The sequence below is a fragment of the Ensifer sp. EB106-05-01-XG146 genome (assembly GCF_058791875.1).
Genome location: NZ_JBYTDX010000001.1, coordinates 294,863 through 311,475, shown reverse-complemented (window position 1 = coordinate 311,475; position 16,613 = coordinate 294,863). Strand labels below are relative to the sequence as shown.

Annotated in this window: 18 protein-coding genes; 6 read left to right on the top strand and 12 right to left on the bottom strand. The window is 61.6% G+C overall.

The features are described 5' to 3' along the window. Positions 1-36 precede the first annotated feature (36 nt). The 6 genes from motA to AC3WVQ_RS01410 all read left to right on the top strand — a co-directional run bounded on the left by motA (position 37) and on the right by AC3WVQ_RS01410 (position 5,306). The gene (motA, locus tag AC3WVQ_RS01435) at positions 37-915 is read left to right on the top strand and encodes a flagellar motor stator protein MotA (protein WP_034796921.1); all 879 of its coding nucleotides are present in this window, start codon (positions 37-39) and stop codon (positions 913-915) included. 4 nt (positions 916-919) lie between these two features. Further along, a complete protein-coding gene (locus tag AC3WVQ_RS01430; RefSeq protein WP_034797578.1) occupies positions 920-1,855 on the top strand; it encodes a FliM/FliN family flagellar motor switch protein in 936 nt (311 codons plus the stop codon). A 60-nt stretch (positions 1,856-1,915) separates the two neighbouring features. Then, positions 1,916-2,524 (top strand): flagellar motor switch protein FliN, encoded by a 609-nt coding sequence (gene fliN / locus AC3WVQ_RS01425; protein ID WP_034796923.1) that lies wholly within the window; start codon positions 1,916-1,918, stop codon positions 2,522-2,524. 29 nt (positions 2,525-2,553) lie between these two features. Continuing rightward, positions 2,554-3,585, top strand: a complete 1,032-nt coding sequence (fliG, locus tag AC3WVQ_RS01420) for a flagellar motor switch protein FliG (RefSeq protein WP_034796925.1) — start codon at positions 2,554-2,556, stop codon at positions 3,583-3,585. Positions 3,586-3,783: 198 nt separating this feature from the next. Next, complete coding sequence (gene flhB / locus AC3WVQ_RS01415; RefSeq protein ID WP_034796927.1) at positions 3,784-4,860, top strand: flagellar biosynthesis protein FlhB; 1,077 nt, start codon at positions 3,784-3,786, stop codon at positions 4,858-4,860. 5 nt (positions 4,861-4,865) lie between these two features. Continuing rightward, positions 4,866-5,306, top strand: coding sequence for a BspJ family T4SS effector nucleomodulin (locus tag AC3WVQ_RS01410; RefSeq protein ID WP_492382580.1), 441 nt, complete (start codon positions 4,866-4,868; stop codon positions 5,304-5,306). Positions 5,307-5,412: 106 nt separating this feature from the next. On the opposite strand, the gene visR is transcribed toward AC3WVQ_RS01410, so the two are convergent. The 12 genes from visR to AC3WVQ_RS01350 all read right to left on the bottom strand — a co-directional run bounded on the left by visR (position 5,413) and on the right by AC3WVQ_RS01350 (position 16,607). Then, positions 5,413-6,159 carry a transcriptional regulator VisR gene (visR, locus tag AC3WVQ_RS01405; protein WP_060522253.1) on the bottom strand — a complete coding sequence of 249 codons (747 nt, stop codon included), beginning with the start codon at positions 6,157-6,159 and terminating at the stop codon, positions 5,413-5,415. A gap of 12 nt (positions 6,160-6,171) precedes the next feature. Next, a complete protein-coding gene (gene visN, locus AC3WVQ_RS01400) occupies positions 6,172-6,912 on the bottom strand; it encodes a transcriptional regulator VisN (protein ID WP_034796931.1) in 741 nt (246 codons plus the stop codon). Positions 6,913-7,754: 842 nt separating this feature from the next. Beyond that, positions 7,755-9,431 (bottom strand): flagellar basal-body MS-ring/collar protein FliF, encoded by a 1,677-nt coding sequence (fliF, locus tag AC3WVQ_RS01395; RefSeq protein ID WP_034796933.1) that lies wholly within the window; start codon positions 9,429-9,431, stop codon positions 7,755-7,757. Between the two features lie 359 nt (positions 9,432-9,790). Next, positions 9,791-10,183, bottom strand: coding sequence for a chemotaxis protein CheT (gene cheT / locus AC3WVQ_RS01390; protein WP_034796935.1), 393 nt, complete (start codon positions 10,181-10,183; stop codon positions 9,791-9,793). Positions 10,184-10,256: 73 nt separating this feature from the next. Further along, positions 10,257-10,811, bottom strand: coding sequence for a chemoreceptor glutamine deamidase CheD (gene cheD, locus AC3WVQ_RS01385; RefSeq protein WP_034796938.1), 555 nt, complete (start codon positions 10,809-10,811; stop codon positions 10,257-10,259). Continuing rightward, on the bottom strand, positions 10,808-11,197 hold the full coding sequence (locus tag AC3WVQ_RS01380) for a response regulator (RefSeq protein WP_025425902.1): 390 nt from the start codon (positions 11,195-11,197) through the stop codon (positions 10,808-10,810). The genes cheD and AC3WVQ_RS01380 overlap by 4 nt, the downstream gene beginning before the upstream one ends. Next, positions 11,197-12,255, bottom strand: a complete 1,059-nt coding sequence (locus tag AC3WVQ_RS01375) for a protein-glutamate methylesterase/protein-glutamine glutaminase (protein WP_110818518.1) — start codon at positions 12,253-12,255, stop codon at positions 11,197-11,199. The genes AC3WVQ_RS01380 and AC3WVQ_RS01375 overlap by 1 nt, the downstream gene beginning before the upstream one ends. Next, positions 12,252-13,160 (bottom strand): protein-glutamate O-methyltransferase, encoded by a 909-nt coding sequence (locus tag AC3WVQ_RS01370; protein ID WP_492382579.1) that lies wholly within the window; start codon positions 13,158-13,160, stop codon positions 12,252-12,254. The genes AC3WVQ_RS01375 and AC3WVQ_RS01370 overlap by 4 nt, the downstream gene beginning before the upstream one ends. Then, the gene (locus AC3WVQ_RS01365) at positions 13,157-13,627 is read right to left on the bottom strand and encodes a chemotaxis protein CheW (protein WP_090294973.1); all 471 of its coding nucleotides are present in this window, start codon (positions 13,625-13,627) and stop codon (positions 13,157-13,159) included. Before AC3WVQ_RS01365 ends, AC3WVQ_RS01370 begins: the two co-directional genes overlap by 4 nt. A 5-nt stretch (positions 13,628-13,632) precedes the next feature. After that, the gene (locus AC3WVQ_RS01360) at positions 13,633-15,924 is read right to left on the bottom strand and encodes a chemotaxis protein CheA (protein ID WP_034796950.1); all 2,292 of its coding nucleotides are present in this window, start codon (positions 15,922-15,924) and stop codon (positions 13,633-13,635) included. 19 nt (positions 15,925-15,943) lie between these two features. After that, entirely contained in the window at positions 15,944-16,309 is a 366-nt protein-coding gene (locus AC3WVQ_RS01355; RefSeq protein ID WP_025425897.1) for a response regulator, read from the bottom strand. Positions 16,310-16,313: 4 nt separating this feature from the next. After that, positions 16,314-16,607 (bottom strand): STAS domain-containing protein, encoded by a 294-nt coding sequence (locus AC3WVQ_RS01350; protein WP_034796954.1) that lies wholly within the window; start codon positions 16,605-16,607, stop codon positions 16,314-16,316. Positions 16,608-16,613 lie beyond the last annotated feature (6 nt).

Below are 16,613 nucleotides of genomic sequence, written 5' to 3'. Positions count from 1 at the left end.
CGTTAGCGGAAAATAAGATCGCGGCAGGTATCGAAAATGAATATCATCATCGGGCTTCTTGTGACGTTCGGCTGTATCCTCGGCGGCTATCTGGCGATGGGCGGCCACATGGAAGTCCTCAACCAGCCCTTCGAACTGTTGATCATCGGTGGCGCCGGCGTCGGCGGTTTCATCATGGCCAACTCCATGAAGGTGGTGAAGGATACCGGCAAGGCGCTCGGCGAAGCCTTTCGCCACAAGGTGCCGAAAGAGCGCGAATATCTCGACACGCTCGGCGTTCTCTATTCGCTGATGCGCGACCTGCGCACAAAGTCGCGCAACGAGATCGAAAGCCACATCGACAACCCCGAGGAATCTTCGATCTTCCAGTCGGCCCCGACGGTTCTGAAGAACAAGGAACTGACCGCTTTCATCTGCGATTACGTGCGCCTGATCATCATCGGCAACGCCCGTTCGCACGAGATCGAAGCGCTGATGGACGAGGAAATCCAGACCATCACCCACGACAAGATGAAGTGCTATCACGCGCTGAACACGATGGGCGACGCCTTCCCGGCGATCGGTATCGTCGCAGCCGTTCTCGGCGTCATCAAGGCGATGGGTGCTATCAGCGAGGCGCCGGAAGTTCTGGGCGCCAAGATCGCGGCCGCCCTCGTCGGCACCCTGCTCGGCGTGTTTCTCTCCTATTCGATCGTCGCGCCGCTGGTCGCCAACGTCAAATCGGTGCGCGAAAAGCAGAACCGCCTCTACATCATCGTCAAGCAGACGCTGCTTGCCTACATGAACGGTTCGGTTCCGCAGGTTGCTCTCGAATATGGCCGCAAGACCATCTCGGCCTACGAGCGTCCGTCGATCGACGCAGTCGAGCAGGAAATGATGAACCCCGGTGGCGGCGGCGAAAGCAAGGCGGCTTGATCTGATGACCTCCAACGTTCACGCATTCGACCGTAAACTTCTGGCGCGCATGACCGGCGCGCTCGGCGACGACCGGGTGATCGGTCGATTGGCCCTCGAACTCGGCCAGGTCTTCGGCGAATTCCTGCCGGATATCTGCCGAGCGGAGACGGGTCTCGACATAACCATCGGCTATGCCGGCCATCGGACCGGCATGCGCCGCGAATTGATCGCGTCGATGGGCACCGGCGTGCTCATCAGCGAGGTTTCGCTGCGTAACTGGTGCACGGACTTTCAGATCGGCTGCGACAGCCCGATCATCATCGCTCTGGTGGAGGCGCTGCTCGGCGCCGAGCCCGCCGGCATCGAAGAGCCGCAGCCGCGCGCGCTCTCCCAGATCGAGATCGACGTGGCCGTGCCGCTGTTCGAGAAGATCGCCGACGTGCTCAGGACCGCCGTCAATGCCCCCGGCGGTTTCGAGCCGATCGTCGAACGCCCGCTCAACAGCGTGGCGCGCGCCAAGCCCGATCCGATGATCGAGGACGTTCACGCCGGCGCCATCGACATGACGATCGGCTTCGGCCCCGTGCTTTCCACCTTCTCGATCATCGTTCCGCAAAGCGTGCTTCTGAAGACAACGATCGTCTTCCCCAAGGGAAGCGGACAGCAGCGCAAGGCGAAGGCCGAGTGGACGGAGCAGCTGGAAGAACAGGTTCGCCGTTCGGCGGTGACGATCGAGGCGCGCATCCGGCTCGAAAGCCTGACGCTCGACACGATCAGCCGCCTGCAACCGGGCGACGTCATTCCCTTCCTCGACGCCCAGGACGTTCGCGTCGACGTCAACGCCAATGGCCGCGACCTCTATGTCTGCGAATTCGGGCGCGCCGGATCGAAATACACGGTTCGGGTCAAGGATACGCACGGATCCGAACAGGACATCCTTCGCCACATCATGAGTTAAATCGGCCTGCCGCGCGCTCGCAGCATGCCTGAGGCAAGCTTCAACTGGAATAGTTCTCACATGGCACCCAAAAAAGCACCCATCAACGAACAGGCCGAAGTCGCTGTCGGAGACATGGAACTCGACCAGGCGATCAATGACCTGCGCGGTGTCCTGAAGCAGGATTCCGACACGCCTGATGCTTTCGGCTCCGAATTCGGCGCCGAAACGCTTGGCACGACCGATTTCGGCAGTGATTTTGGCGCACCGGCCGCTGGCGGCCTCGACGCATTCGGCGGCGATTTCGGCTCCAGCGACTTCGGCGCCGATCTCGGCGGCGCGGCCGCGACGAGCGACTTCGGCGGCACGGATTTTGCCGCGACGTCCTTCGACAGCGCTGATGTGGCCGTCGATACACCGCCCGGCAGCGGCATGAATGCCAATCTCGACCTGATCATGGACATTCCGATCGACGTCCAGATCGTGCTCGGCTCGAGCCGGATGCAGGTTTCGGGCCTCATGAACCTCAGCGAAGGCGCAACGATCGCGCTGGATCGCCGCATCGGCGAGCCGGTGGAGATCATGGTCAACGGTCGCGTGATCGGCCGTGGCGAAATTACCGTTCTCGAAGGCGACGATACCCGCTTCGGCGTCAAACTCATCGAGATCAAGGGCAATAAGAAGTCGTAGGGCCCAATGATTGGGCGAAGGATGAATCCATGATGGATTTCGAAAGTTTCGAGGCTCAGGCGCTATCAAGGCCGCTCAGCCAGACGGACAAGGCAGCGGCCGTTCTGCTTGCCATGGGCAAGGGCGTCGCCAGCAAGCTGTTGAAGTTCTTCACCCAGAGCGAGCTGCAGTCGATCATCGCCTCGGCGCAGTCGCTGCGCGCCATTCCGCCGCATGAGCTCGAAGCGCTCGTCAACGAGTTCGAAGACCTCTTCACCGAGGGTGCCGGCCTCATGGACAACGCCAAGGCGATCGAGAGCATTCTCGAAGAAGGCCTGACGCCGGACGAAGTCGATGGCCTGCTCGGCCGACGCGCCACCTTCCAATCCTACGAAGCCAACATCTGGGATCGCCTGCAGGAGTGCGACCCGGTTGCCGTTTCCGTCCAGCTTGCCAAGGAACATGCGCAGACGATCGCTTACGTGCTGTCGATGATGCCTTCCAGCTTCGGCGCCAAGGTGCTGCTGCAGCTGTCGGAAGAACAGCGCCCGGACATCCTGAAGCGCGCCGTCAACATGAAGGACGTCAACCCGAAGGCCGCTGCGATCATCGAAAACCGCGTCATGGAAATGATCGGCGAGATGGAAGCGGAACGCAATTCGGCGGGCCCGGCCAAGATCGCCGAAGTGATGAACGAACTCGACAAGCCGCAGGTCGATACGCTGCTCGCCTCGCTCGAATCGCTCAGCACCGCCTCCGCCAACAAGGTACGCCCGAAGATCTTCCTCTTCGACGACGTGCTCTACATGCCGCAGCGCAGCCGCGTTCAGCTCTTCAACGACGTGTCGACCGACATCATCACGATGGCGCTGCGCGGCTCGACGTCGGAACTGCGCGAATCGGTACTCGCCTCGATCGGCGCGCGCCAGCGCCGCATGATCGAGTCCGATCTCGCCATGGGCGATGCCGGCATCAATCCGCGCGATATCGCCATCGCACGCCGCTCGATCACGCAGGAAGCCATCAGGTTGGCTGCGAACGGACAGCTCGAGCTCAAGGAAAAGGACGTGCAGGCGGCCTGAGGCCTGCCTCCGTCTGACGAGCCGCACAAAGCGGCCGGGCTACCGCTCCCCAAAGGGTAATTTCTGTTGAGCCCCGGCGAATGCCGGGGCTCAACTCTTGCCTGGTTCCCGCGCTCGGTCCACTACAGGAGGCGCAATGCAGGGCGTATGTCCGCCGGACGCGCGTCGCTGTAGAGGAACCGGGAGCCGTCCTGTCTCATGTCGGACGATCAGGATAAAGACAGCAAAACAGAAGCCCCGTCAGAGAAGAAGATCTCCGACGCCGCCGAAAAGGGTAACGTGCCCTTTTCTCGTGAAGCCACGATGTTCGCATCGACGCTCGCGATCTACATTTTCTTCGTCTTCTTCCTGACCGACGGCGTCGCCACCCTCACCGAAGCGCTCAAGGATATCTTCGAGCAACCGGAGGCCTGGCGGCTGGAAAACGCCACCGACGTCGTGGCACTGATCACCCATCTTATCTGGAAATCGACAGCCCTGGTTGTCCCGGCTTTCGTCCTGCTCATCGTCTTCGGCGTCGGCGCCTCCATCTTCCAGAACCTGCCCGTGCCGGTTCTCGACCGCATCCAGCCAAAGCTCAATCGGGTTTCGCCGATGGCCGGGCTCAAGCGGATCTTCGGCATCCAGGGCCTGGTCGAATTCGGCAAGTCGCTGTTCAAGATCATCATCGTGTCAGTCGTCGTCGTTCTGGTGCTCTGGAACGACTATTTCGCCACGCTCGACCTGATGTTTTCCGATCCGGTCACGATGTTCTCGACGATGGCGAGCGACCTCAACGAGATCATGATCGTCATTCTGCTGTCGACCGCAGTGCTGGCGATCGCCGACCTCTTCTGGTCGCGGCACCATTGGTACACCGAACTGATGATGACCAAGCAGGAAGTGAAGGAGGAAATGAAACAGGCGCAGGGCGACCCGATCGTCAAATCGCGCCTGCGCTCCATGCAGCGCGACCGGGCGCGCAAGCGCATGATCTCGTCTGTGCCGCGCGCCACGCTCGTCATCGCCAACCCGACCCACTATGCCGTCGCCTTGCGTTATGTCCGCGAGGAGAGCGACGCCCCCGTGGTCGTCGCAATGGGCCAGGACCTGGTTGCCCTCAAAATCCGTGAAATTGCAGAGAAAAACGGTGTTCCGGTCTTCGAAGATCCGCCGCTTGCACGCTCCATGTTTGCACAAGTCTCGGTCGATAGTGTGATTCCACCGGTGTTTTACAAGGCTGTTGCCGAGCTCATTCACCGGGTGCATGCGTCGCAACCAAAACGGATGACATAACTCCGATGAAAAAGTGCGAATTCTCCGAGAGGCGGGAACAGATCGTAGCTGAAGCAATTCGCCCCGTGGCGACCGAACTGCGTCTCATCGACGCCGCCGATTTCATCGCGCTATTACGGTTCGAGTCCTATGCCAGCCTCGCTGACCTCGTCGAATCGGCAGCAGAGCTCTATTTTCTGCCCGGCACGGTCAATTTCGGCCTCGGCGGCAACTACAATCTGGATTGGGACAGCGAGCCGGAAATCGTGCTCGACCTCGAACTGAAACCCCGCGGCGTGACCATCTATGTCCGCCTGTCGCTCGGCAACGAGACGGCCGGGATCGAGATCAGCCACATCAATTTCCAGAACCCCTCGTCCGACCCGGACGAGAACACGGCCTTCCTGGCTCGGAGCCTGGCAGAGGCGAAATTCATCAAGTCCTATGAGTTGCCGCTGGCGAGCTGAAAGCACCGCTCCGACGGGTCTCGTGCGGACGTGCGATTGACGCTGGCAGGTTAAATTCCGTCGGCGCCGCTGCTCAAAAGGCCGGAGCGACCCGTCTAGTTCAGAGTCAGCTGATGTAGCCGAGGCGGATTGCCTTGGCGATCGCCTGGATGCGGTTGACCGAATCGAGCTTCGTCGTCGCCGCGCCCAGATAGGCGTTGACCGTGTGGACCGAAAGTCCCATGCGCTCGGCGATCTCTTCGCTGATGTGACCGTCGCCCGCCATCTGCAGGCAGGCGATCTCGCGGTCGCTCAAGGTTTCCGCCGGTGCGACACGCTTCTCGTCGGCCGCCAGCAGATCGGTCATGATCATGCAGCTGCGGCCGTGCAGATCGACCACCTGCTCGGTGGAGGCATCCACATAGCTGCCTGCGAAGACGACATAGCCGTTGCCCTGGGCGCCGAGCCTGACGGGAAAGGCGATGCCGGAATAGGGAAGCTTGCGGCCCTTCAGGCGATGCGCGAAAGGCGCCAGCTCGGAAAGCTCTGCCGCCTGGTGCTCGCCGGCGCCGTCCCAAAGGACCGGCAGCAGCGACTGGTCGAGATGAGCGACGAGTTCTTCGCCATAGGCATTGACGAGATCATGGGCGTTCGCTTCGGCAGCGACGCCCCAGTTGTCGAGGACACAGGTGAGCTTTCGGGCGCTGCCGGTTCCCTTGCCGTTGAGCCGCAGGACTGCAAAGTGCTTGGCGTTGATCTGACGCTGCATGGCTTGCAGGCGCGTGACCAAGGTGGCCGCTCGCGCGGCGCGGTTGCCGTTCCTCGCGAGCTTCTGCTCGTCCTCGATCCGCCCGCCGCCAAGAAAATGCGTCATCGCGCCCGTCCCTTACACAAGATTGTTGCGCACCGCGTAGGCAATCGCTTCCGACCGCGTCCTGGTCGCAGTCTTGCGCATGACGCTGGTGATGTAGTTGTTGATGGTGTTGCGCGAAATGCCGAGGATCACTGCGATCTCTTCGCTCGTCTTGCCTTCGGCAATCCAGAACAGGCACTCGAGTTCGCGCTCCGTAAGCTCGAAATCGCGGTCATGGCGGACTTCGGCGCGCGTGGTGAAGCTTGCCAGATAGCCCGCCAGCAACGTCACGTCACGCAGGCTCTCCTGCGACAGGATCACGTCTTCCGGGACCAGGAGCATCAGGGAGAAACGCAGGCGCCCGACATTGAAGGTGATCGCGCAATATTCGCGGCTGATGCCGCGCGGAAGCTCGGTATTGTCTGGCAGCGCATGAAAACACGGCTGCAACACTGCGAGGCACTTTTCCAGTTCGGTGGTCTTGGCATGAAGCGCCGTGATCACACCCGAAAGCCGCCGGACGACGTCGAAAGGCCAGTCCGAGCAGACCACATGGTCGAGACCGCTGTCCTGTGACAGATCATAGCGCGCCAACAGATAATGGCTTGCGCCGACATATTCCGTCAGCGCCGAAAGGCCGCTTCCGAGAGCACCGCGCCCGGCGACTTCGCCCAGTCGTCGCAAAAGCTGCTCGCGCGAAAACCCGCCGCCGCGTGCGCGTGTCGGTGCCGTCGGCAAAGGCCAGACAGCAATGTCTGCTTGCGAAATGTCCATGAGTTCAGCCCCTGTGCCGGATCCACATCCCGGAACTGCATTTGCGCTGCCGCCGCCAACAGCCGGCCGAAGCCGAATATCACCACCAGTCGCAGATCAGGACACGAATCAACTGCTAAAAATGTACATCGACGCGAGAAAAAAAACATCGCCCTCTTCTGGCTATTTACTTCGTGCCGCTGGCATGTCGCGATTCGTGATCAGTCACCCCTGCCAACGCCCCTGCGCCACTGCCAGAACCGGCGCGGCATCGCAACACATTGAAAAGCAGAGATTTTTCTCCTGAAAATCCACAATTTCCGCGCCTCAGGCGGGATCCGATGCAGCGTTGCAAGTGGAAAGCACCGGAATTTCATCCCAAAAAAGGACGGTTCTGCGCGTTCAGAGAATTTCGAATTCGCACGATATTATACTTTGTTTTCATAGCTGTTGCTCAAATGCACCAGCCCATTTTCAGACAACGCTCATTTTACCGATATATAAATTGTGAAAGCCATAGAATTAATTTCGGCTATAACAAAGATATATTTCGATTTAACTCTGTATTGCTCGAAACCGTCATAGTAGATGACACAGCACAATGCACGTCATGCGGGCGCACGGAATCTATAAATTAAGATATCGTTAAAACATTACCATCCGGGATTCCACCGGGACTCACGTGAGCTCCCTTCGAAACTTGAAGCAATTTTGAAGCCAGATGAAAACCGGCGGCCGGACTCCCGCAATATTTGCTCCCAACATCGAAATCCACCGCAAGCGCGATCACAGGCAGCGGGGACAAGAAAAATCCCGCCACGAGGGCGGGATTTGCAAGAAATTCCAAAGCTGTTTTCTGAGTGTCAGGCCGCCTTGTCGAGAGCCCACTTGCGCAGGATCTTCGCCGCGCGCTCTTCGCTGATCTCGACCATGCGGGCCAGGCGCCGTTCCGGACCTTCCTTGACGCGGCGGTTGAAGCCGCCGCTGTCGTCGCCCATGCTGAGCAGGTCGTCGGTGCTGTCGAAGCCGAAGTCCGAGCCGAAGCCGTCCATGAGCGCGCCACCGGCACCGGCATTGGCCGGAGAGAAGTCGGGCAGTTCGAGGCCGGCTGCTTCGCCCTGGATCTGACCGGCACCGCCACCGAGACCGAGCTGGCGTGCCAGGGGCCGCATGCCCATCCAGACCACCAGGAAGGCGACGACGATGAAGGCGAGCGCGTTGATGATACCGCCGAGATTGCGAGTGAGCGTCTCCATCACACCGGGACCGGCCACCGCCTGGTCGAGCAGCTGCGTCTCGACGAAGTCCATGGCGGTCAGGGTCACGACGTCGCCGCGGTTGGTATCGAGGCCGGCAGCCGAAGCGACGATCTTCTGCATGTCAGCGAGATAGGCGTCGATCTTGGCCTGATCGGCCGGTTCGCCGACCATCGCTGCCAGGCGGCCGCGGTTGACGACGACGGCAACGGAGAGCCGCTCGACCGTATAGCTGTTCTTGACGGTGGCGATCGTCTTGCTGTTGATCTCGTAGTTGGTCTGCTCTTCCTTCTTCTCGGCCTGGTCGCTCGACTGCGGGCCGGCACCGCCCTTCGGGGCGGCCTGAGGAATGTTCTGCTGCACCGTCGCTGCATTGTCCGGTTGCTGTTGGCTGGACTTCTGCTCTTCCTTGGTCACGCGGGTAGAGCGTTCGACCCGCGATTCCGGATCGAACACCGTTTCCTGGATCTGCTGCGTGTCGGTGTTCAGACGTGCCGTGACGCTCGAACGGAAGTTGTCCATGCCGAGGAACGGAGCGAGCGCGTTGTCGATCTTCTTCTCAAGCTCGGTCTGGACGTTCTGGACGACGCCGAGCGACTGGTTGAGGGCGCTGTTGGCCGGATCGTCGCCCGATGCGAGAAGCTGCCCGGTCGAATCGAGCACGGTCACGTCATCGACGTCGAGCCCCGGTACGGACGAGGCGACGAGATGACGGATCGAAGCGGCGGCGCTGCGGCCGACCGTGGCGCTGGCGCGAATCATGACCGAGGCTGTGGGGTTCTGGTCTGCCTTGCGGAAGCTGCCGCGCTCCGGCATCACGATGTGGACGCGGGCGGCGGCGATACCGGAAATCTGCTGGATGGTGCGGCCGATTTCGCCTTCGAGGGCACGCACGCGGGTCACTTCCTGCATGAAGGAGGTGAGGCCGAGCGAGCCGACATTGTCGAAGAGTTCATAACCGGCATTGGCGCTGCTCGGCAGGCCACGCTCGGCGAGCAGCAGGCGCGCCTTGCTGGTCATGCCAACGGGAACCTGCAGACTGGCGCCGTCAGCCCCGACATTGAAGTCGATGTTGGCCTCGGCCAGCGCGATGCTGATCTGGGTGACATCGCTGCGTTCGAGCCCGACGTAGAGCGTCTCGAACGAGGGTCTGTTGACGTAAATTCCGGCCCCGAGCACCATGCCGACCGCGACAATGCCAGCCGCCGCCAACGCGATCAGCTTGCCTTGCCCGAGACTGCTCAGGTTCTTCGTGAACGTCGAGAGTTGATCCAACAGACTCATTCTGTTTCCGCACCCAGTATCGCAAGGTCAATGGGCCGATCATCGGCCGAGCGCCCTGCGCAGTTCCAACATTCGGGTTTTCTGGGTATCGACATGCCGAGTATCGACTTCCAATGCGCGCGAATCCACCAGTCCCGATCCGGACCGTAGGAAACGAAACTTGCGCGAACTTGGCTTGATGCGCCCGACCGAAGCGGCGGAGGCGCCGCCGCAAAACTTATGCACTGGGGCGAAACGGACCGCCGGACGCAGCCAAACCTGCGCGCAAAGTCGCGGCCGCGTCAGAATTCGGTACAGCAAGCCATTGATTTTAAATGGATGTTTCTTGAACCCGCGTCCTGCGAGGCTCTCTGGGAGCGTCAGAACGCTTCGAAATCACCGGCCGCCTTCGTCAGCGGTTGGGAGTGGCCGTGGCGCAACATGCCGTTGCCAAGTGCCTTTTTCATATCGGCAAGCTTTACCAGATTGACGGCCGTGGTGACGTCGACCATCCAGGCGTCCGGGATCGATGCGGTAATCGTGTCGATGAACTCGGCCAGACCGCGGGTCTTCTGCACGGCAAGGTCGATGCCCTGCAGCACCATCATCTTGTCGGGATTGGCAAGCGCATCGGCGCCGTGGTCACCGGCCAGTTGCGGCTCGATCCGCTCGATCAGATAGGCGACGTCATGCAATTCGGTGACGATGCGCATCAGCACTTCGGGGAGCGCTTCTTCCACGTGCGGCATGTGGCCCAGGTAGTCGGTCTGCATGTGTATGTCTCACGTGGCTCGGGGCTGCGGTAGAAGTCGTATTTCAGGCCTGCGAGGCGCCTGCCTCGCAGCATCAGAAGAATTCGATGGAGCTTTCGGCCGGCTTCGGCGCGACGATCGGGCGTTCCTCCAGTTGCACCGTGCGCTGCGTCTCGACGCCGGTCAGGGCGTATTGCCGGGCGCGGCCAGACGACGGCCAGTATTCGAGCTTGCGGCCGTGCTCGCCGCCGGTGCTCTCGCCGACGATGCGGATGCCCTCGTCGAGCAGGAACTGGCGCGCGAAGGCGGCGTTCTGTTCGCCGACATTGGAAAACCGCGCGATCGTCTTGGCGCCGCCGAAGATCTTGGCTTCGAGACGATCTCGCCGGGCGCCCTGTTTCAGGAGACCGTTGATGAGCAATTCCATGAGGTGGACCCCGTAGCGGGTCGCGTCGCCGCCGGACATGGGCGACGTCGCGGAACCTGGCAGCAGGAAGTGATTCATGCCGCCGACGCCGGCCACGGGATCGCGCATGCAGGCTGCCACACAGGAACCGAGAATGGTCGACAGCACGATGTTCGGATCGTTGAAGACCTTGTACTCACCCTGGATGACATGCACGCGCTTGCCGGCGGCTTCCATGTTCATTTGAGCGCCCCGAATACGGCTTCGATCGCAGCCTTCATCTTTTCGATGGTGAAGGGCTTGGCCAGAACGTTGTTGGCACCGAGGGCCGCTGCCTTCTGAACCAGGGCACGGTCGCCCTGGGCCGTCAGGATGATGAAGGCCGCCTTCTTGGTCGCCGGGTTGGAGCGGACAGCCTGCAGCAGGCCGAGCCCGTCCATCTTCGGCATGTTGAAGTCAGAGATCACGAGGTGGTGCGGGTTCTGAGCCATGATCTTCATGCCCTGCTCCCCGTCACCAGCGGCGGTGATCTGCTTGAAGCCGAGCTGCTGCAGGGCGTCACCCAGGAGCAGGCGGCTCGTCACCTGATCGTCGACGATCAGAACTTTGATTTTTTCGGCGATGGACATTATTCGCTTCCTTCCTTGCGGAGCGCCGCTGCTTTCAGGACCTCCTCCCCGATGGATCCGAGGGGGAGCTGGGTTTCAACGGCGCCCAATTCATAGGCGACTCTCGGCATGCCGTAGACGACACATGTCTTTTCGTTCTGGCCGAAGGTCTTTGCTCCGGCATGCCGCATTTTCAGGAGACCGGAGGCGCCGTCGCGCCCCATGCCGGTCAGAATGACACCGATTGCATTGCGTCCGGCAAGCTCGGCGACTGAATCGAACAGCACGTCGACCGAGGGCCGATGCCCGTTGACCGGGTCGCGGTCAACCAGGCGGCAGCAGGGTGCCGTCGGGTTGGCGACCTGCAGATGGCGCTCGCCACCGGGCGCCAGGTAGACCTTGCCGATTTCGAGCCGCGCGCCGTCCGTCGCCTCCTGCACCGCCGGCGCGCAGAGACGGTTCAGCCGCTCCGCGAAGCTCTTGGTGAAGGTGTGCGGCATGTGCTGCGTGATGACCGTCGGCGGGCAATTGGCCGGGAACTTCTGCAGTACCGTGATCAGGGCTTCAACGCCGCCTGTCGAGGCGCCGATGGCGATGATCTTGCGGCCGGCTCGGTACTCGGACGCCGTATTTGCATTGGCCGGAGTCGGCGCCGCGACCTTATTGCCGGTGATGATGAACTTGCGCTGCGAGCGGGCGGCCGCCTTTACCTTGTCGACGAGACCGGCAAAGGGATGGGGATCGCCCGGATGCGGCTTGCCGACACAATCGAAGGCGCCGATCTCGAGTGCTGCGATCGTGGCTTCAGCGCCCTTGTGGGTAAGCGTCGAGACCATGATGACCGGCATCGGCCGCAACCGCATGATCTTGTCGAGGAATTCGAGGCCGTTCATGTTCGGCATTTCGATGTCGAGGGTGACGACATCGGGATCGAGTTGCTTGATCGCCTGGCGCGCTTCCATGGCGTCGGCCGCCTGGCCGACGACGGTCACGTCTGGATCCGCGTTGAGCACGGCTGTAATCAGGCCACGCATTGTGGCGGAGTCGTCAACGACGAGAACGCGAGCGGGAGTGGTCATGCCCGTCCTCCATGAAATTTGCCGGTGTGGCGGTAGGTGGTGATGCCGATGTTGTCGAAGTGCGCCTTCGCGTCACCGGACACCCGTTCGGAATGGCCGATATAAAGGTGACCGTTGGTGTTCAGCATGCCGGCGAAGCGCGACCAGATCTTCATCTGCGTCGGCTCGTCGAAATAGATGACGACGTTGCGGCAGAAGATAACGTCGAACGGCCCCTTGAACGGCCATTGCGCCATCAGGTTCAGTTCGTTGAAGGTGATCAGCCGCTTGACCCGATCGTCGACCTGCCACTTGAAGCGGCCGCCGCTGTTGACCTCGGAGAAATATTGCTTGCGCATGGCCGGATTGACGGTTTCGAGCGCGGTTGCGTCGTAGGCACCGGCGCGGGCGAGCGCCAGGATCTTCGGGTCGATGTCGGTTGCCAGGATCCGGAAGTCGTAGTCGGCCGCATTCGGCAGCAGCGACAGAACCGTCAGCGCAATCGAATAGGGCTCCTGGCCGTCCGAGCAGGCGGCCGACCAGATGCGCACCCGGCCGCCGGCCTTAGCGCGCGCGATGAGCTCCGGCAGCACGTCGGTCTTCAGGTGCTCGAAGTGATGGTTCTCGCGGAAGAACCGCGTGAAGTTGGTGGTCAGATGCGAAAGCATGTCGCGCCGCGCAGCCGCACCGGCGGGCGAAGCGACCAGCTGGCAATATTCGCGGAAGCCCTTGAGCCCGAGATTGCGGATATGCTTCGACAGCCGCGAATAAACAAGCGACGCCTTGGTCTCGTTGAGATAGATGCCGGCATCCGCATAGATCATCGCAGCGATCTCGGTAAGATCGCGGCGGGTCAACGGATACTCGCCGCTCGCTAGGCACTCGTCCGGCGACAGTTTCTGTTCAGCGACGGGCTGACTTCTCATGCGGCTTCCCTTTCTTCCTGCGGGAAGATCGCTTCGAGTTCAATGAGACAGATCATCCGGCCTTCGATCGCAAGCACACCGCGCGCGAAGCTCTTTTCGAACTCCGACGAGATGACATCCGGCGTCGGCTGGATCTTGTCGTCGGTGATCGTCAGGATGTCGGAGACGGCATCCACAAGCAGGCCGACGACCTGGCTCTTGACCTGCGCAACGATGATGACGTGACGCACGGTCGGGTCGGCCGGCGTCATGCCGAGCCGGGCCGAGAGATCGACGATCGGCAGCACCGCACCGCGAAGGTTGATGACACCGAGCACATAGGATGGCGCATGCGGCATGGATGTCGCAGGCGTCCAGCCACGGATCTCGCGCACCTGCATGATGTTTACGCAGAATTCCTGATCGCCGACGCGGAAAGCGATCAGCTCCCGTCCGTCCGTGGTCAGATTTCTTGCGGCATAGGTCATTGTCATTATCCGACTGCAGCCAGTGACATTTCAGGTTTCAGCGAATGCCCGCGCGAGGCGGCGACGATCGCGTCGACATCGAGGATGAGCGCCACGCGGCCGTCACCGAGAATGGTCGCGGCGGCGATACCCGGCACGTGGGTGTAGTTGGCCTCGAGGCTCTTGATCACCACCTGGCGCTGCCCCTGGATCGCATCGACCATCAGGGCGCGCTGGCCGCCACCTTCCGATTCGACGAGCAGGGCGACGCCTTCGACCGGGTTCGCCTGGATGGCACGGAAATTCAGGATCCGGCCGACGTCGACGAGCGGGCAGAAGGAGTTGCGGATCGAGATCAGCCGCTGGTTGGAGCCGAAGGAATGGATCGCTGCGGCTTCCGGCTGCAGTGTTTCGACGATCGCGGTCAGCGGCACGACGAGTGTCTGGTTGGCGACGGTGACCACCATGCCGTCGAGAACGGCGAGCGTCAGCGGCAGGCTCATGGTGAAGACCGAACCGTGGCCCGGCTTCGAGGAGATGTTGATGCGACCGCCGAGCGCCTGGATCGAGCGCTTGACCACGTCCATGCCGACGCCGCGGCCGGAGATGTCGGAGATCTTGTCGGCCGTCGAGAAGCCGGCGTGGAAGATAAGGTTGTCGATCTCTTCGTCCGAGAGGTTGGCGTCGGCGGCGATCAGGTCGTTGTCGATCGCCTTCTGGCGCACCTTCTCACGGTTGATGCCGGCACCGTCGTCGGCAAGCTCGATGACGATGCGGCCGGAACGGTGCTTCGCCGTCAGGCGCACCGTGCCTTCGGCGCTCTTGCCGGCGGCAAGGCGCTTCTCCGGCGTTTCGAGGCCGTGGTCGACCGCGTTGCGGATCATATGGGTCAGCGGCTCGGCGAGCTTGTCGATGACGGTCTTGTCGACTTCGGTGTTCTCGCCTTCGGTGATCAGGCGGACCGACTTGCCGGTCATGTCGGCGATTTCGCGAACGATACGCGACATACGCTGGAAGACAGGCTTCACCGGCTGGGCGCGGATCGCCATCACCGAATCCTGGATCTCGCGGGTGAGCTGCTGCAGCTCTTCGAGGCCCATGTTGATCGAGGACGTGCCGTTTGTGTCGTTCTCGACGACGCTCTGCGAGAGCATCGCCTGATTGATCACGAGTTCGCCGACAAGGTTGATCAGGCGGTCGACGCGATCGAGATCGACGCGAATGGTCGGCGTTGCAGCCGATGCAGCGGCCTGCTGGGCGGCAGCGCTCTGGGCGGCGGCGCTGGCCGCGGGAGCTGCCTTCTCAGCCGGTGCGCGGGCGGCGGACTGCGCCATCTGCAGCACGTTGCTGGCCGTGCCGGCGGCTGAAACCGCGGCGTCGCGATCCTGCTGCTGGGAGGCAAGCTGTTCTTCTTCCTCGACGACACCGACCGATACCGCCGGTTCGTCGTCAAGGATCGACAGGTCGAAGGGAACGGGCTGCATCGGCAGCTCTTCGCCCGACTGCGTCGCCTCGTCTTCGACCAGCGAAATTTCCAGGTCGCAATCCCACTCGGCGAATTCGAAAACCGTGCGGATCGCGTCCTCGCCCTTGTCGGTCTTGAGCGAGATCTTCCAGAAGAAATAGGCGCTCTCCGGGCTCAGCCGATCGAGCGTCGGCAGTGCGCCCATGTCGCAATGGATGCTCATCTCGCCAAGGCGCGAGAGGTCGCGCAGAAGCAGCGTTGCCTCGTTGCCCTTGGCGTAGAGATCGGACTTCGGCTTGAAGACGATCTCGTAGGTGGGCATTTCCATCAGCGGCGGCTCTTCAGCCGCGTCGAAGTCATCGAAGGAGAAGGCGACCGGCTGGAAGCCTTCGTCGTTGACGGGCGGCGGAGCCACGGCAGCGACGGGCTTGGCAACCGGTTCGGCCGGCGCTGCCGACGCCTGTGGAACTTCGCCGTTTGCGAGCGCCTCGAGTTCCTTGATCAGCTGGCGGCTGCGCGCCTCGTCGACGCTGCCGCCATCGCGCGCAGCGTTGGTGAGGTCGGCGAGTACGTCGGCCGACTTCAGCATCACCTTCAGAACTTCCGGTCCGGGATCGAGCCTATTGGAACGAACGCAATCAAGGGTCGTCTCGAACACGTGCGCGAAGGAGACGAGGTCGTCCAGCCCGAAGGCGCCGGCGCCACCCTTGATGGAGTGCACCGCACGGAAAACGGCATTGACCGTTTCCGGGTCGCGGTCGCCATCATTGAGCTTCAGCAGACCCGATTCCAGTTCGGCGAGTTGTTCCTCGCATTCCTGGAAGAAGATCTCTTTGATTTCGTTCATATCCATTGGAGGCTATCCCCGGACTTCAGGCCGTTACGCGCTCGATTGCATCGATGAGTTTGGTCGGGTCGAACGGCTTGACGATCCAGCCGGTTGCACCCGCCTGACGCGCGCGGTTCTTCTTCTCCGCGTCGCTTTCGGTGGTCAGTACCAGGATCGGAATGGCGCGGTAGCGATCGTTCTTGCGCACGCCTTCGATGAAGCCGAAGCCGTCGAGACGCGGCATGTTGATGTCGGTGACGATCACGTCCGGATTGGCTTCTTCCAGGACCTCAAGGCCTTCGACGCCGTCTTCGGCCTGAATCGTTTCGAAACCGGCATTGTTCAGCGTAACCAGCAGCATGTTTCGGATCGTCCGGGAGTCGTCGACCGTCAGAACTCGCTTCTTCATTTTCTCAAATCTCCTTTGCCATCAGGTGGTCGATCTCGACCCCGATGAGCTGTGTCGTTTTCTCGAAAGCGTCCGACACCTTGCTGAAGGTGAAAGACAAATGTTCCTCTTCCCAGGTCTTGGCGCCGGCCATCAGCACCTGGACACAAAGCGTCCCGACCCGCTCGACCGCGGAAGCGTCGATCACGATATCGCTGCCCTTGAGCGCGAGCAGCTTCTCGTGCAGTGCCGTTGCCTCATTCAGGTCCAAAACCGGAGCGAGGCTAAGCGTCTTCTGGGCGGTCTTCTTGCTGGCCATTCCTGT

Coding starts and splice junctions, on each gene's coding strand:
- fliN (WP_034796923.1), top strand. CDS start 1,916: ATGGCACCCAAAAAAGCACCCATCAACGAACAGGCCGAAGTCGCTGTC.
- AC3WVQ_RS01410 (WP_492382580.1), top strand. CDS start 4,866: ATGAAAAAGTGCGAATTCTCCGAGAGGCGGGAACAGATCGTAGCTGAA.
- AC3WVQ_RS01350 (WP_034796954.1), bottom strand. CDS start 16,607: ATGGCCAGCAAGAAGACCGCCCAGAAGACGCTTAGCCTCGCTCCGGTT.
- AC3WVQ_RS01375 (WP_110818518.1), bottom strand. CDS start 12,255: ATGACCACTCCCGCTCGCGTTCTCGTCGTTGACGACTCCGCCACAATG.
- visR (WP_060522253.1), bottom strand. CDS start 6,159: ATGACGCATTTTCTTGGCGGCGGGCGGATCGAGGACGAGCAGAAGCTC.
- visN (WP_034796931.1), bottom strand. CDS start 6,912: ATGGACATTTCGCAAGCAGACATTGCTGTCTGGCCTTTGCCGACGGCA.
- AC3WVQ_RS01430 (WP_034797578.1), top strand. CDS start 920: ATGACCTCCAACGTTCACGCATTCGACCGTAAACTTCTGGCGCGCATG.
- cheD (WP_034796938.1), bottom strand. CDS start 10,811: ATGAACATGGAAGCCGCCGGCAAGCGCGTGCATGTCATCCAGGGTGAG.
- AC3WVQ_RS01365 (WP_090294973.1), bottom strand. CDS start 13,627: ATGACCTATGCCGCAAGAAATCTGACCACGGACGGACGGGAGCTGATC.
- fliG (WP_034796925.1), top strand. CDS start 2,554: ATGATGGATTTCGAAAGTTTCGAGGCTCAGGCGCTATCAAGGCCGCTC.
- AC3WVQ_RS01360 (WP_034796950.1), bottom strand. CDS start 15,924: ATGGATATGAACGAAATCAAAGAGATCTTCTTCCAGGAATGCGAGGAA.
- AC3WVQ_RS01370 (WP_492382579.1), bottom strand. CDS start 13,160: ATGAGAAGTCAGCCCGTCGCTGAACAGAAACTGTCGCCGGACGAGTGC.
- AC3WVQ_RS01355 (WP_025425897.1), bottom strand. CDS start 16,309: ATGAAGAAGCGAGTTCTGACGGTCGACGACTCCCGGACGATCCGAAAC.
- AC3WVQ_RS01380 (WP_025425902.1), bottom strand. CDS start 11,197: ATGTCCATCGCCGAAAAAATCAAAGTTCTGATCGTCGACGATCAGGTG.
- motA (WP_034796921.1), top strand. CDS start 37: ATGAATATCATCATCGGGCTTCTTGTGACGTTCGGCTGTATCCTCGGC.
- fliF (WP_034796933.1), bottom strand. CDS start 9,431: ATGAGTCTGTTGGATCAACTCTCGACGTTCACGAAGAACCTGAGCAGT.
- flhB (WP_034796927.1), top strand. CDS start 3,784: ATGTCGGACGATCAGGATAAAGACAGCAAAACAGAAGCCCCGTCAGAG.
- cheT (WP_034796935.1), bottom strand. CDS start 10,183: ATGCAGACCGACTACCTGGGCCACATGCCGCACGTGGAAGAAGCGCTC.